Source organism: Mesoterricola sediminis (assembly GCF_030295425.1).
GTDB classification, from domain to species: domain Bacteria; phylum Acidobacteriota; class Holophagae; order Holophagales; family Holophagaceae; genus Mesoterricola; species Mesoterricola sediminis.
Window position 1 is genome coordinate 1,541,475 of sequence record NZ_AP027081.1, and the last position, 14,368, is coordinate 1,555,842.

13 protein-coding genes and 1 tRNA gene are annotated in these 14,368 nt (G+C 71.2%); all 14 read left to right on the forward strand.

Going from position 1 to position 14,368, the window contains the following annotated elements:
- Nucleotides 1–55: 55 nt before the first annotated feature.
- Nucleotides 56–505 carry a GatB/YqeY domain-containing protein gene (locus R2J75_RS06810; protein ID WP_243335047.1) on the forward strand — a complete coding sequence of 150 codons (450 nt, stop codon included), beginning with the start codon at nt 56–58 and terminating at the stop codon, nt 503–505.
- A 64-nt stretch (nt 506–569) separates the two neighbouring features.
- Nucleotides 570–2,402, forward strand: a complete 1,833-nt coding sequence (locus tag R2J75_RS06815; protein ID WP_243335049.1) for a proline--tRNA ligase — start codon at nt 570–572, stop codon at nt 2,400–2,402.
- A gap of 2 nt (nt 2,403–2,404) precedes the next feature.
- Complete coding sequence (locus R2J75_RS06820) at nt 2,405–2,881, forward strand: hypothetical protein (protein WP_243335051.1); 477 nt, start codon at nt 2,405–2,407, stop codon at nt 2,879–2,881.
- 330 nt (nt 2,882–3,211) lie between these two features.
- Nucleotides 3,212–3,967, forward strand: coding sequence for a hypothetical protein (locus R2J75_RS06825; RefSeq protein ID WP_316411364.1), 756 nt, complete (start codon nt 3,212–3,214; stop codon nt 3,965–3,967).
- A 215-nt stretch (nt 3,968–4,182) separates the two neighbouring features.
- Nucleotides 4,183–4,878, forward strand: a complete 696-nt coding sequence (locus tag R2J75_RS06830) for a carboxypeptidase-like regulatory domain-containing protein (RefSeq protein WP_316411365.1) — start codon at nt 4,183–4,185, stop codon at nt 4,876–4,878.
- A 49-nt stretch (nt 4,879–4,927) separates the two neighbouring features.
- Entirely contained in the window at nt 4,928–5,509 is a 582-nt protein-coding gene (locus tag R2J75_RS06835; protein ID WP_243335070.1) for a D-glycero-alpha-D-manno-heptose-1,7-bisphosphate 7-phosphatase, read from the forward strand.
- Complete coding sequence (locus R2J75_RS06840) at nt 5,506–6,666, forward strand: MFS transporter (protein ID WP_316411367.1); 1,161 nt, start codon at nt 5,506–5,508, stop codon at nt 6,664–6,666. Before R2J75_RS06835 ends, R2J75_RS06840 begins: the two co-directional genes overlap by 4 nt.
- An 82-nt stretch (nt 6,667–6,748) precedes the next feature.
- Nucleotides 6,749–7,870, forward strand: coding sequence for a DUF4382 domain-containing protein (locus tag R2J75_RS06845; protein ID WP_243335055.1), 1,122 nt, complete (start codon nt 6,749–6,751; stop codon nt 7,868–7,870).
- Nucleotides 7,871–7,930: 60 nt separating this feature from the next.
- Nucleotides 7,931–8,668, forward strand: a complete 738-nt coding sequence (sfsA, locus tag R2J75_RS06850; RefSeq protein WP_243335056.1) for a DNA/RNA nuclease SfsA — start codon at nt 7,931–7,933, stop codon at nt 8,666–8,668.
- A 71-nt stretch (nt 8,669–8,739) separates the two neighbouring features.
- Nucleotides 8,740–9,843: a glycine cleavage system aminomethyltransferase GcvT gene (gcvT, locus tag R2J75_RS06855; protein ID WP_243335057.1), complete on the forward strand. Its 1,104-nt coding sequence runs from the start codon at nt 8,740–8,742 to the stop codon at nt 9,841–9,843.
- A gap of 24 nt (nt 9,844–9,867) precedes the next feature.
- Entirely contained in the window at nt 9,868–10,254 is a 387-nt protein-coding gene (gene gcvH / locus R2J75_RS06860; RefSeq protein WP_243335058.1) for a glycine cleavage system protein GcvH, read from the forward strand.
- A complete protein-coding gene (locus R2J75_RS06865; protein WP_316411369.1) occupies nt 10,255–12,216 on the forward strand; it encodes a LysM peptidoglycan-binding domain-containing protein in 1,962 nt (653 codons plus the stop codon).
- A 50-nt stretch (nt 12,217–12,266) separates the two neighbouring features.
- Nucleotides 12,267–12,342, forward strand: a tRNA-Ala gene (locus R2J75_RS06870).
- A 47-nt stretch (nt 12,343–12,389) separates the two neighbouring features.
- Nucleotides 12,390–14,360 (forward strand): ABC-F family ATP-binding cassette domain-containing protein, encoded by a 1,971-nt coding sequence (locus R2J75_RS06875; RefSeq protein WP_243335060.1) that lies wholly within the window; start codon nt 12,390–12,392, stop codon nt 14,358–14,360.
- Nucleotides 14,361–14,368 lie beyond the last annotated feature (8 nt).

Sequence of the window (14,368 nt, forward strand, 5' to 3'; positions counted from 1 at the left end):
GGGCGGTGGGGTTTCGGCCCGGGAATGGGATAATGTAGGATTCGGAGTCAAACCCATGCTGGATCGCCTGCAAGCCGAACTCAAGGCCGCCATGCTCGCCAAGGACGCCCCCCGCACGGGGGTCCTGCGCATGGCCCTGGCCGCCTACAAGAACGAAGCCGTCGCCAAGGGCCTGAGCCCCCAGGGGGTCCTCACCGAGGCCGACGCGCTGGCCGTGATCAAGCGCCTGGTGAAGAGCCGCGAGGACAGCGTGGAGCAGTTCACCCGGGGCGGCTACCCGGAGCGGGCCGCGGCGGAGGCCGCCGAGATCGAGGTGCTCCGGACCTTCCTCCCGGCCATGCTGGAGGGCCCCGCCCTGGAAGCCGCCGTCCGCCAGGCCATCCAGGACACCGGCGCCCAGAGCCGCAAGGACATGGGCGCCGTGATGAAGGCGCTCCAGGCCCGGCACGGCGGCGCCTTCGACGGCAAGGCCGCCAGCCAGCTCGTGAACGGCCTGTTGGCCTGAACCCCCCATCCCTTCCACTTCGCCGGCCGGGGCGCACTCCGGCGGCCATGAATCGGACATATCCATGAAGCAGAGCAAGGCGCTGATCCAGACCCTCCGGGAGGTGCCCCGGGACGCCGACGTGGTGAGCCAGCAGCTCATGATGCGCTCGGGCATGATCATGAAGCTCGCCGCCGGCATCTACGACTACCTGCCGCTGGCCCTCCGCAGCATCCGCAAGTTCGAGCAGATCGTGCGCGAGGAGTTGGCCAAGGACGGGTGCCAGGAACTCCTCATGCCCACCGTGCAGCCCGCGGAACTCTGGCAGGAGTCCACCCGCTGGAGCTTCTACGGCAAGGAGCTGCTCCGCTTCAAGGACCGCAAGGACGCGGATTTCTGCCTCGGGCCCACCCACGAGGAGGTCATCACGGACATCGTCCGGCGCAACGTGCGCAGCTACAAGCAGCTGCCCATGAACCTCTTCCAGGTCCAGACCAAGTTCCGCGACGAGATCCGCCCCCGCTTCGGCCTCATGCGCGGCCGCGAGTTCATCATGAAGGACGGCTACTCCTTCCACGTGGACGACGCCGACGCGGACCGCGGCTACTGGGAGATGTTCAACGCCTACAAGCGGATCTTCAGCCGCCTCGGCGTCAAGTTCCGCCCGGTGGAGGCCGACAGCGGCGCCATCGGCGGCAGCTTCACCCACGAGTTCCACGTCCTGGCGGGCTCGGGCGAGGACGGCATCCTCAGCTGCGACGCCTGCGAATACACCTCCAACGTCGAGAAGACCGAGGCCCCCCGCGTCGACCCCGTCGACCACGGCGCCGCGTTCCCCCTCCGGCCGGCCCATTTCCAGACGCCGGGCGTCACGGCCATGGAGGAGCAGGCCGCGGCCTTCAAGGACGCCGAGCACGACGGGATGCCCCTGCACCAGACCTCGAAGGTCTACTGGCTCGAGGCGGAGATCCTCACCCCCGGCGAGGCCGAGCCCAGCCGCAGGATCGCCGTCGCCGCCATCCTGCGCGGCGACCACGAGCTCAACCCCGTCAAGGTGAAGAACGCCGTCGGAGCCGCCGATCTCCAGCCCATGCCCGACGCGGAGGACTTCTGCGGGGCCCCCGCGGGCTTCCTGGGGCCCATCCCCCGGCCCGGCACCCGCCACGCCGCGCTCCACGCCGATCCCAAGGACCGCCTGGTCTACCTGGTGGACCGCAGCCTCGAAGGGGCCGTCAACCTCACCTGCGGGGCCAACGAGGCCCCCGGCCACCACTTCGGGTTCGACCCGAAGCGCGACCTCCCCATGGCCCGCTACGCCGACCTCCGCCTGGCGCAGGAGGGCGACCTCTGCCCCCGCTGCGGCAAGGGCCGGTACCAGGCCTTCCGGGGCATCGAGGTGGGCCAGGTGTTCAAGCTGGGCACCAAGTATTCCAAGAGCATGAACTGCGTGTTCGTCGATGAGCAGGGCAAGGAGCGCCCGATGGTCATGGGCTGCTACGGCATCGGCATCACCCGCACCATCGCCGCCTGCATCGAGCAGAACTACGACGCCGACGGCATCGTCTGGCCCTGGCCCGTCGCCCCCTACCAGATCCACCTGCTGGACCTGGATCCCGGCTCCGCCGAGGTGCGCGGCACCGCCGAGAAGCTCGAGGCCGGGCTGGAGGCCGCCGGGTTCGAGGTGCTCCACGACGACCGCGAGGGCATGAGCCCTGGGGCCAAGTTCAAGGACGCCGACCTCCTGGGCTTCCCCCTCCGGGTCATGGTGGGCTCCAAGGGCCTCAAGGACGGCGTGGTCGAACTGAAGGACCGCCGCACCAAGGAGGTCCGCAAGGTCGCCCCCGAGGCCCTCGTGGCCGAGGTCATCGCGGCCCGGGACCGCATCCTGGCGGATCTGGCCGTCCAGGGCGGGAGGTGAGGATGGCGGAGGGCCCGGTCTACCTGACCACGTTCATCGAAGGCATCCTGGTCCACGGATCGGCGATGCCCTTCGTGCTCCTCGTGCCCTCCGTCCACACCCCCCACCGGGGCCTGCTCATGCCGCCCCAGGTGCCCTGGTCGCCTGGGTTCCTGCCGCCGGCCCTGCTCCAGGCCCAGATCGACGCCACGTGGAAGATCCCCTTCCGCTTCCACGATCCGTCCCGGCTGCCCGTGGTCTTCGACGAGCGCACCTCGCGGCTGCCCACTCCCTGGCTCCTCCGGCTGGAGGGCCTGGAGGGGCAGCAGCGCCTCTACCTGACCCACCTCCTGCGCACCCGGGCCCCCGAGGACCAGGTGCCCATTCCTCCCGACGGCGGCCAGTGGGTCGGGGAGAAGGCCCTGGCCAGCCTGGACCTCGTGCCGGGCGTGCGGCGCCTCTGCCAGTCCGCCCTGACCCTGGTGAAGGAACTGTCCTAGCAGCCATTCGGGCGGCCTCAACCCGGGGTTGAAGGCGAACCTGCCTTGAGCTTTTCCTCTGCGCCCTGGCGGTGGCTGAGGCCTTCGACTCCGGGTTGATGAGATCCGGTGGGTCGGACGGTTGGGCCAGGCCGGAGGCCCGGGGACAAAGCCTTGCGCCTCCCGGATCGGCTGCCGGTGAAGGCGGCCGCGCCGAAAGGCGGGGGCCGGAAGGGCGGCAGCGGCCCGGGGGGGCTGGGCCCGCCTCCCAGGGGACGTGTTCGATAAAATATTTATGAACCTTTGCCCCGTTCGGTGCATGCATGGGTGAGTCAACCTCCCGGAGCCCGCATGCGTCACCCTTCCCTCCTCCTCGTCGGCGGCCTTGCCAGCCTCTTCCTGCTCGCTTGTGGAGGCACCAACAGCAGCACCATCACCCAAGGGAGCAGTTCGGGCACCTCCGATCCCAATCCGGCGCCTCCCCTCCCGGTTCCCATGGGCACGACCTCGGGCGTCCTCAGTGACAAGGCCACCGGAGCGGCCCTGGCGGGCGTGGTCGTGCGGGCGCTCGGGTCCCAGTCGGACACCCAGTTCGGCATCCCCCTGACCGGCGCCATCCTCGCCGAGGCGACGACCGATGCCGCGGGGGCCTACAAGCTGTCGGGAATCCCGGTGGAAAGGTCCTACCGGGTCGCCGCCATGCCCTTCACGGACGCGGCCTCCTACGACCTGAGCGCCAGCATGGTCATGCAGTTCACCGATGGCCGGCTCATCCGGGTGCAGAACCTCGAGGCCAACTCGACCGACCAGGTCGGCAGCGCCTCCATGGCCATTCCGAGCACCAGTCCCTGGAGCATCACCCTGAGCGCGTACCACGTCGTCGCCTCGGCAACGGGGGGCCAGGAGGGGATCCTGGCGCGCCGGGCCTCGGGCGTGGCGGGCGCCACCCTGACCCTGGACCATCTCCACGCGGGCGATTACGTCTTCCAGGTGCGGAGAACCCAGATGCTGAACGGCGTCGAGTCGGCGTCGGAAACCTGGTTCAAGGGCGCGATCACGGCCGGCCAGACGCTGTCCCTGGACAACCGGGCCGAGGGGATCTTCTAGACGTCGTCAAGGATGCGCGCAGGGGGGCGTGGGCAACCGATCCCCTTCAGCCAGGCCATGGGTCGGTCCGTAGCGGCGGCGGACCCATGGCCTGGCTGAATGCGCGTGAAGCGCGCGTATCCCCGGCGGTCCTGGGCGGCCAGGAAATCCGAGCGGGTCGTAACCCTTGGCCGGGTTCGCGCATGTAGATCCTGCGGCTGGTCCGCGGAGCTTCCATGGTGAATGGCCCCAACGTGCGCATGATGGCCGGGCTTTCGGCCCTCCTCCTCCTGGCCTGCGGCGGCCCGGGGGGGGTCACCGTGGCCGGCGCGATGGCGGGGGGCGGCGGCTTTTCCGTCCTGGAAGGCACGGCCTCGGGGACCGTGCGCGACCCGATGACGGGCCAGGGCCTGCCCGGCGTGCAGGTGTTGGCCCTGGCCCCGGAGCCGCCGGCCCTGGACGGGCGGGTGCGCTTCGGGGAGGTGCTGGGCGCCGGGCTCACCGGTCCCGACGGCGCCTTCGTGATCCCCGGCCTGCCCCTGGACCGGCCCTTCCGGCTCGTGTGTCAGCCGGACCTTCCCGCGCGGGCCTACGCGCAGGCGGCGAGCGGGACCCTCTCCGTGTCCCGGAGCGCGCGCCAGGTCATGGCGGCGCTCACGGCGCGGCCCACGATCCAGCTGGGCGGTCTCCGCCTGGAGCCGGGGCCCTGGGCCTGGTCCACCGGCGAGCTGCGGGTGTACTGGATGGGGGACGACTGGACGGGGGAGGAAGGTCTTTGGATCCGCTCCGCGACCCTGGTGCCGGGCCAGCCCCTCTTCCTGGACCGGCTGCCGGCGGGCGCGTACCGCGCGGTGGTGACCGGTTGCGGCGGGCCGCTGGCGGGGCAGGGGCGGCCGTTCCGCATCCTGGCGGGGGTCGTCACGGTCCTGTAGCCCCTCCGTCCCTGTGGCATGATGCGGGGAGGAGGTTGCCTTGACTTCAGTGCCCGCCCACGGATCCGCCCGGCCTGCCGTCTTCATCGACCGGGACGGCACCCTGAACGAGGAGGTGGGCTACCTCCACCGGCCGGAGGATGTGGTGCTCGTGCCGGGATCGGCCCGGGCCCTGGCCCGGGTCAACGCCCTGGGGATCCCCGTCGTCGTGGTCACCAACCAGGCCGGGATCGGCAAGGGCAAGTACGGCTGGGACGCCTTCCGCGCCGTCAGCGCGCGCGTCGGCGCCCTCCTCGCCGAGGAGGGCGCGCGGGTGGACGCGGTCTACGCGGCGCCGCACCACCCCGACGGGGTGGGCGACTACGCCCACCCGGACCATCCCGACCGCAAGCCCAACCCGGGCATGCTCCTGCGCGCCGCCGAGGAGCTGGGCCTGGACCTGGCCCGGTCCTGGATGATCGGAGACAAGGCCATCGACCTGGGCGCCGCCCGCAACGCCGGGTGCCGCGCCGCCCTGGTGCTCACCGGCTACGGCCGGGGCGTGGACCCGGCCCTGGCCGACCTCGTCGCCGCCGATCTGCCGGAGGCCCTGGACCGCATTCTCGCCCTGGGGTTCGGGGAGGCGCCGTGAGCCTGCTGGCCCCCAAGCGCGCCGCCCTCCTGGTGGTGGGGCTCGCCTTCTTCGCGGACACCCTCGTGTACGCGATGCTCCCGCCCCTCCTGCCGGAGTACGCCCGGCTCCACGGCCTGAGCCAGACCCGGCTCGGGGTGCTCTTCGGGAGCTACGCCGCGGCGCTGCTCCTGTCCTGCCTGCCGCTGGGGGCCTGGTCGGACCGGCGCGGGCGGCGCGGCCCTTTCCTGGGGGGCCTCCTGGCCTTCGGCGGGGCCACCCTCCTCTTCGCCTTCGCGGGGACCTACCCCGTGCTCCTCCTGGCGCGCGTCCTCCAGGGCATCGCGGCCGCCGCCACCTGGGTGGCGGGCCTGTCCATGGTCGCGGACCACTTCCCCGCGGACCAGCGCGGCAAGGCCATGAGCGCCGTCTTCGCCTGCGCGAACCTGGGCATGTTCCTGGGCCCCTCCTTCGCGGGGTGGATGCTGGGCGCCTGGGGCATCCGGGCCGCCTTCCTCGCCACCGCGGGCCTCGCCGTGCTGGACGCCCTCGTGCGGGTGGCGCTCCTGCCGCCCGACCCGGAGCCGCAGCCCTCGGGGCGAGGCTATCTGGGACTCCTCCGGGACGGCACCGTGCGCGCCTTCGCGGGCGTCATGGCCCTGGGGGCGGGCCTGGGCGCCGTGCTGGAGGCGGTGCTCCCCCTCCACCTGGCGCGGAACCTGGGCATGGACGCCCGGGCCATCGGCCTGGCCTTCACCCTCGCCGCCCTGGCCAGCACCTTCACCTCCCCCTTCGTCGGGCACTGGACGGACCGGCGGGGCCCCGGCGAGCCCATCCGCCTGGGCCTCGTCCTGGGCGCCGGGCTCCTCCTGGGGGTGGCCCTCCTCCCGACCCGGGCGGCGGTGTACCTCGCCATGCTGGTCATGGGAAGCACCTGCAGCTGCCTCATGTCCCCCTGCGGCCCCGCCATGGCCGCCCGGGTGGAGCGCCAGGGCGGCACGGACTACGGGTCCGTCTTCTCCCTCCTCAACATCGCCTTCTCCCTGGGGATGATGGCCGGTCCGATCCTGGGCTCGGTCCTGACGGACGCGGTGGGCCTCGGCCGGGCCATGCCCGCCTTGGCGGGGTGCTTCGCGCTCTACCTGGCCGTCCTGGGGCGCGGGGCGAAGGCCGCGTGAGGCGGATTACGTCCGGCCGTTAAACATTTCCCGCCCGGGGCGCACCTCAAGACCGCGCCCTATCGGGCGCTGGAGATGCCGCATGCGCCCTACCGCCCGTTCCCTGGTTCTGCTCCTGCCCCTCCTCGCCCTGCCCGGGCTGGGATGCAAGGGCCACGACAACGCCCCGGGCGTCCAGATGCCCAACCTGAGCCAGCCCGCCCCCGAGCAGGGCACCCTCTCCCTGGCCCTCCGGGCCGAGGGGTCCCGTCCTTCCGCCGGGGCCATGCGCCTCCGGGTGACGGGCGTGGACGTGCGGACCCCCGCGGGGACCTGGGTGCCCGTGAGCGAGGCGGCGCGGCTCCACCAGGTGGACCTGACCGGGGCCGAGGCCACCCCGTGCCTCGCCGCGGCGCCCCTCCCCACCGGCGACTACCGGGCCGTCCGGCTCCGCCTGGGCCCCGCCCACCGCCTCGTGCGCCCCGGCGCCGAAGAGGAGCTGATGGCCCCGGAGACCCTCGTCGTGGAGGGCGCCTGGCGGGTCGAGATGCGGGAGACCAGCCAGCTTGAGCTGGTCGTGGACCCCCGGCGCGCCCTCCAGCGCGGGCGGACCCGCGTCTCCCTGGCCGCGGAAGGCCTGGCCCTCCAGGACGTCACCCGCTACCGGGTGGTGCAGGGGACCCTGCGGGACGCCGGCAACGGCCTGCCCATCGCCGACGCCCGGGTGACCCTCCAGGCCCCCGCCCGGGACCGGGATCACCGGGAGGGGGGCCCCACCGATTGCCGGATCGTGCGGGCCGCCGTGACGGGGCCGGACGGCGCCTTCCGCCTGGACGCGGTGCCGCCGGGCCTGCGCTACCGGGTCGTCGTCCCGCCCACCGCCAGGCACGACCTGGTGCTGGGGGCCGTCTTCGACCTGGGCTCCTCGCCCGTGCCGCCCGTGGACCTGCAGGCCGAGGCCCCGGCCTCCCCCGCCCAGTTCCTGGACCTGCCCAGCCCCGAGGCCTGGAACCTGGAGAGCCTTTCCCATGAGTGGGTCGTCGAGCGCCGGGTGGGGGGCAAGGCCCCCGGCTTCCCCGGGCACGTGCTGGTGGAAGTCGTCCCCCTGCTGGAGGCCCGGCCCCTCCACCTGGGCCCCTATCCCCAGGGGACCTACCGGGTGCGCTTCGTCCAGGGGGCCGCGTTCGGCCCGCAGCAGGACATCCGGGTCGGCGCCCCCCGGTAGGCCTCCCGCGCCCCCGGACCTGCGGCACACTGGGGTGGGCCGCGGGTCCGGAGGCGTCACATGCTGATCGAGAAGAAGGGGCTCATCCCCGCCACCATCCTGAGGCGATACAAGCGCTTCCTGGCCGACGTGGAGCTGGAGGGGGGCGGGACGGCGGTGGCCCACTGCACGAACACCGGCACCATGGCCACCAGCTGGGCGCCGGGGGACCGGGTGCTCCTGGAGGCAAGCCGGAACCCGGACCGGAAACTGCCCTACACCTGGCTGGCCTGCCTGCGGGAGGGGGCCTGGGTGGGGGTCGAGACGGGGATGCCCAACCGGGTGGTGGCCGAGGCGGCGCGCCAGGATCGGCTGCCCGGGCTGCCGGGCCTCCACACCGTGCTCACGGAACGGAAATACGGCCTGGAGGGCAGCCGGATCGATGTCTTGGCCCTGGACGCCGAGGGCCGGCAGGTCTACATCGAGGTCAAGAACACCACCCTGAGGATCGGCACGACCGCTTGCTTCCCCGATGCGGTGAGCACCCGGGGGGCCAAGCACTTGCGGGAACTGCGGGCCGCCGTGGCGCTGGGTCACCGGGCGGCCATCGTCTTCTTCGCGCACCGGGGGGATGTGGATGGCTTCGACGCGGCCAGGGAGATCGACCCGGCCTACGCCGAGGAACTGGCGCGGGCCCGGGAGGGGGGGGTGGAGATCCTGCCCCAGGCGGTGGCCCTGGTGGCCCGGGAGGAGACGGGGGGCTTGTGGAGCCTGGGCTGGGACCTGCCCGGTCTGCTTCCTTGGCGACCGCGGGTGTGAAACGGGCAATGCCCTGGGTACAATCAAGGTTCCGGCACGTTCATTCTTTATCCACATACCTGGGAGCAGCCATGTCAGAGCTGAAGAAGACCCCCCTCAACGAGGTCCACCGCGCCCTCGGCGCCAAGATGGTGGATTTCGGTGGTTGGGACATGCCCGTCCAGTACCCCACGGGCATCATCACCGAGCATCAGGCTGTTCGTTCGAAGGTCGGCCTTTTCGACGTCAGCCACATGGGCGAGATCTGGGTGAAGGGTCCCCAGGCCATGGCCTTCCTGGACTGGCTGACGCCCAACGCCGTCACCAAGCTGGCTGACGGCCAGATCCACTACACCGCCTTCCTGACCGAGCAGGGCACCTTCGTGGACGACCTGCTCCTCCACAAGGTCCACGACAACACCTTCCTGCTCGTGGTCAACGCCTCCAACATCGACAAGGACTTCGCCTGGGTGAAGGCGCACGCCGCCCGCTGGGACGTCACGGTCACCAACGAGAGCGATCACACCGGCCAGGTGGCCCTGCAGGGCCCCGCCTCCCTGGACGTGCTGCAGCCCCTCGTGGACATCGACCTGAGCCAGATCAAGTACTACTGGTTCGCCACGGCCACATTCAAGGGTCTGCCCGTGATGATCGCCCGCACCGGCTACACCGGGGAGGACGGCTTCGAGGTCTACGCCCCCACCGAGGAGACCGTGGGCGTCTGGAACGCCCTCATGGAGAGCGGTAAGGCCCACGGCCTGATCCCCACCGGCCTCGGCTGCCGCAACACGCTGCGCCTGGAGGCCAAGATGGCCCTCTACGGCCACGAGATCGACGACACCACCAACGCCCTCGAGGCCGACCTGGGCTGGATCGTGAAGCTCCAGAAGGGCGACTTCATCGGCCGTGAGGCCCTCGCGAAGATCAAGGAGCAGGGCTTCAGCCGCAAGCTGGTGGGCTTCCGGATGCTCGAGAAGCGCGACATCGCCCGCGACCACATGGACGTCGTCCTGGACGGGAAGAAGGTCGGCTACGTCACCAGCGGCGCCCCCAGCACCACCTGCGGCTTCAACCTCGGCTGCGCCTACGTGCCCGTGAGCCACGCCCCCGTCGGCAGCCGGATCTTCATCGACATCCGCGGCAAGGCCTGCGAGGCCGAAGTCATCCCCACCCCCTTCTACAAGCGTGCCAAGTAGGCCCTTTTCACCCCTGGAGGAACCATGTATCCCGCCGACGTCAAGTACACCAAGAACCACGAGTACCTGAAGCCCCTGGGCGACGGGACCGCGCTGATCGGCATCACCCACTACGCGCAGGAAGCCCTGGGCGACGTGGTGTTCGTCGACATGCCCGAGGTCGGGGCCACCTTCGCCACCGGCGAGGAGTTCGGCACCGTCGAGTCCGTGAAGACGGTCTCCGAGATCTTCATCCCCACCGCCTGCGAGGTGATCGAGGTCAACGGCGAGCTCGAGGGCCACCCCGAGTTCGTGAACGAGGATCCCTACGGCAAGGGCTGGATGCTCAAGGTCAAGGTCGCCGGCGACCTCAACCCCGAGCTCCTGGACGCCAAGGCCTACGAGGCCCTGGTCAGCGCCGAGAGCCACTGAGTGCCGTTCCTGACCCAGGAAGGCCGCAGGCGCGTCCGTGACCGGATCGCGGCCCTCCTCGTCGCGGGGGCGCTGGGGACGATCGTCCCCGGCGCCTTCGCGTCCGCATTGTCCGCGCCGCCCCGGACCGCCGCCAAGGGCCGTCCCGACGTCGCGCGCCTGAAATCCCTCATCGAGCAGGGCGAGAACGCCCTGGCCGAGAAGGACTGGGACGGCGCCTACAACCGGGCCGAAGAGGCCGAGGTGATGGTCGCCGACTGGTCCGACGAGGACCTCGCCTCCCCGGAGGTGGCGGCCCTCCTGGCCCGCCTGCAGGAGCTGGAGCAGCACCTGCCCGACAGCGAGCAGGGTCCCGAGGGCGCCGATCCCGGCCTCAAGGATGCCGCCGAGGTGGTGCCCCTGTCGGGCGAGGCGCTGCGCGCGGAGCTGGAGCAGGTGCGCCAGGCCGAAAGCGGCGTCACCTACGATTTCCCCATCGACCTCAACGAGAAGGTCCTCGCCTGGGTCCACGCCTTCACCCACGAGAAGCGCGGGTTCATGGAGCGCACGCTCACCCGCGCCACCCAGTGGCTCCCGATGGCCCGGCAGATCTTCGCGGAGGAGGGCATCCCCCAGGACCTGGCCTACCTCGCGGTCATCGAGTCCGGCTTCCTCAACACCGCCCGCAGCTACGCCAAGGCGGTGGGCATGTGGCAGTTCATCCGCTCCACGGGGCGCATCTACGGCCTGAACGGGAACGCCTGGGTCGAGGAGCGGCGCGACCCGGTCAAGGCGACCCGGGCCTCGGCCCGCTACCTGCGGCGCCTCTACGAGACCAGCGGCGACTGGTACCTCGCCCTGGCGGGCTACAACGCGGGGCCGCTCACCACCGAGCGCGCCATCCAGAACCTGGGCACCCGCAATTTCTGGGACATGGCCCGGAGCCGGTGGCTGCGGAACCAGACCAAGAACTACGTGCCCGAGCTGTGCGCCGCCATCCTCATCGGCAAGGACCCGGCCAGGTACGGCCTCAAGGTGGACCAGCTCACCCCCTACGCCTACGAGACCGTGGATGTGGACCGCATGACGAGCCTCGCCGTGCTCTCGCGCTTCGCGGGCACGGACGTGGAGTCCCTCAAGGACCTGAATCCCGAGCTGCTGCGCGCGACGACGCCCCCGGGGCGCTACGCCCTGCGCGTGCCGCCGGGCCTCAGCGGCGCCACCGCGCGGGCCCTGGCGCGCATTCCCGCCAGCCAGCGCCTGGACTTCAAGAGCTACAAGATCCGCAAGGGCGACACGCTGGCGAAGGTGGCCGCGCGCTTCAACATGGCCCCGGACGACCTGCTGGACGCCAACGACCTCAAGAAGGCCCAGTTCAAGCCCGGCCGCACCATCAAGGTCCCGCCGCCGTCGCCCCTGCCCATCGACAACCGCGACCTGCAGACCCACGTGGCGCGCGAGAACCGCATCGAGGACCGGCCCCTGGAGGCCCTGCCCGCCATTCCGGCCTCGGCGCCCGAGCCCGCCAAGGTGGGCGCGGGAACCCCCGCGTCCGGCGCGCCCGCCGAGGTGCCCACCGAGGCCGTTCCCGCCCCGCCCGCGCCTCAGCCGGCGCCACCCCAGCCGGTCCCCGCCCAGCCCGCGCCGCAGCAGGCGCCACCCCAGCCCATCCCCGCCCAGCCCGAACCCCGCCCCGGGGTGGCGGAGAAGGCGGCCGATGCGGATGCGCTGCCGGCCCTTCCCGCCTCCGTCACCCGGCCGCGGCCGGCCGCGGCCCGCACCGCGGAGCCCCAGCCCGCGGCGACCCGGCCCGCCTCCCGCGCCGCCGAGGATCCGCGGCCCCGCACCCACCTGGTGAAGCGCGGCGAAACCCTCTACGCCATCGCCACCCGGTACGGCCTGGACGTGGACAAGCTCCGCAAGTGGAACAAGGTGCGGGGCAACAAGATCACGGAGGGTCAGCGCCTCCGATTGGCCCCGTGATTTTTCCCTTGCCTTTTTCCCCAACCCGTGGCAAGATTAATACTTCCCCCGGGGCTATAGCTCAGCTGGGAGAGCGCTTGCATGGCATGCAAGAGGTCAGCGGTTCGATCCCGCTTAGCTCCACCAAAACACGAGGCCACCACCCGGTGGCCTCTTTTTCTTGTTGATCCCGGATGCTCGCCAGCCTCAATCACGCCTTTCTGAGTTTCGGCCCCCACGAGGTGCTGAAGGATGTCACCTGGTCGATCCAGGAGGACGCGTGCTGGGGCGTCATCGGGCGCAACGGCGCGGGCAAGTCCACCGTTTTCAAGGTCCTCCTGGGCCAGTTGGAGCTGGACAAGGGGACGGTGGTGCGTCCCACCGCCGAGCGCGGCATCCGCATGGGCCACTACGCCCAGGACCTGGAACCCGCCACGGATGGCAGCATCCTGGAGGAGGCCCTGGCGGCCTTCGGGGACGTGGAGGCGCTCCAGCACGAGATGCGCGACCTGGAGCACCGCATGGGCGAGCCCGGGGCCGACCTCGAGGCGATCATGGCCCGCTACCAGGCGGTCCAGGAAGCTTTCGAACGTCTGGACGGCTTCACCATCCGCGCGCGGGCCGAGGGCATCCTGTTCGCCCTGGGCTTCGGGCCCGACCTGCTGGAGAAGAACGTCCACGAACTCTCCGGCGGCCAGAAGAGCCGCGTGATGCTGGCCAAGGCCATCCTCCAGGGCCAGGACCTGCTGCTCCTGGACGAGCCCACGAACCACCTGGACCTGCCGAGCCTGCGCTGGCTGGAGTCCTTCATCAACGGCACCAGCGCCACGGTGGCCGTCATCAGCCACGATCGCTACTTCCTGGACCGCATCGCCACCAGCATCCTGGAGATCGAGCTGGGGCGCTCCCGGGTCTACGAGGGCAACTACACCGATTTCATCGAGAAGAAGGAACAGGAGCTGGAGATCGCCGAACGGCACTTCGAGCGCCAGCAGGAGTACATCAAGCGCCAGGAGGAGTACATCCGGCGCAACATCGCGGGCCAGGATACCAAGCAGGCTAGGGGGCGTCGCACCCACCTGGCCAAGCTGCAGCGGCTGGAGAAGCCCCTGCGGGACCGCCGGCGCATCAAGTTCACCTTCGCCGAGACCCAGCGCAGCGGCGACACCGCCCTCGTCCTGGACAAGGCCAGCGTGGGCTGGGACGGGACGCCCCTGTTCGAGCCCCTGGACCACTTCCAGGTGAAGCGGGGCCAGAAGCTGGCCATCGTGGGCCTCAACGGGACGGGCAAGTCCACCCTGCTGAAGGCCATCGCCGGCGAGATCCCGTACCTCACGGGCGGCAGCCGCCTCGGGAGCCAGGTGAAGCTGGGCTACTTCGACCAGCACCACCGCAACCTGGATCCCCGCAACACCGTCTTCCAGCAGATCCAGGCCGTGATCCCCCTGGCGCCCAAGCAGGACGTCCTGGGCTTCCTCGCCAAGTTCCAGTTCCGGGGCGACGACGTGGACAAGCCGGTCACGGTGCTCTCCGGGGGCGAGCGCGCCCGCCTGTCCGTGGCGACCCTGATCCGCGAGGGCGTCAACCTGCTGCTCCTGGACGAGCCCACCAACCACATGGACATCCACAGCATGGAGGCCATGGAGGACACGATCCTCAGCTTCACCGGCGCCGTGGTCCTGGTCACCCACGACCGCTACCTGCTGGGCCGCGTGGCGGACAGCATCCTCCGGGTCCACGAGGGCCGGGCGGAGTTCAAGGAGGGCGGCTACGAGGACAACCAGGCGTGGGTGGACCTGGACATCGACCAGGACGTGGAAGCGCCGGCCGAGCCCGAGGAGGCGCCCCAGCGCCGCAAGGCCGAGCCCAAGCCGAAGGCGGCGGACAAGGCCCCCGCGCCCCCCGCCAAGCCCCAGCCCATCGACCGCGAGCGCCAGAAGACCCTCCGGCGCTGGGAGCGGAAGGTGCAGGAGGCGGAGGCCCAGGTGGCCGACCTGGAGGGCCGGCTCGCCGTCCTCGCCCAGGAGCTGGCCGTCACGGACCCGGCCCAGTGGGAGACCTTCAGCGCCAAGCTGGACGCCCAGAAGCAGCTGGAAACCGAGCTGGCCTACGCCATGAGCGAATGGGAGCAGGCCCAGACGGCCCTGGAAGAGGCGTCCAAGTAGGCGCCGCG

Coding starts and splice junctions, on each gene's coding strand:
- gcvT (WP_243335057.1), top strand. CDS start 8,740: ATGTCAGAGCTGAAGAAGACCCCCCTCAACGAGGTCCACCGCGCCCTC.
- R2J75_RS06810 (WP_243335047.1), top strand. CDS start 56: ATGCTGGATCGCCTGCAAGCCGAACTCAAGGCCGCCATGCTCGCCAAG.
- sfsA (WP_243335056.1), top strand. CDS start 7,931: ATGCTGATCGAGAAGAAGGGGCTCATCCCCGCCACCATCCTGAGGCGA.
- R2J75_RS06845 (WP_243335055.1), top strand. CDS start 6,749: ATGCGCCCTACCGCCCGTTCCCTGGTTCTGCTCCTGCCCCTCCTCGCC.
- gcvH (WP_243335058.1), top strand. CDS start 9,868: ATGTATCCCGCCGACGTCAAGTACACCAAGAACCACGAGTACCTGAAG.
- R2J75_RS06825 (WP_316411364.1), top strand. CDS start 3,212: ATGCGTCACCCTTCCCTCCTCCTCGTCGGCGGCCTTGCCAGCCTCTTC.
- R2J75_RS06815 (WP_243335049.1), top strand. CDS start 570: ATGAAGCAGAGCAAGGCGCTGATCCAGACCCTCCGGGAGGTGCCCCGG.
- R2J75_RS06830 (WP_316411365.1), top strand. CDS start 4,183: ATGGTGAATGGCCCCAACGTGCGCATGATGGCCGGGCTTTCGGCCCTC.
- R2J75_RS06875 (WP_243335060.1), top strand. CDS start 12,390: ATGCTCGCCAGCCTCAATCACGCCTTTCTGAGTTTCGGCCCCCACGAG.
- R2J75_RS06820 (WP_243335051.1), top strand. CDS start 2,405: ATGGCGGAGGGCCCGGTCTACCTGACCACGTTCATCGAAGGCATCCTG.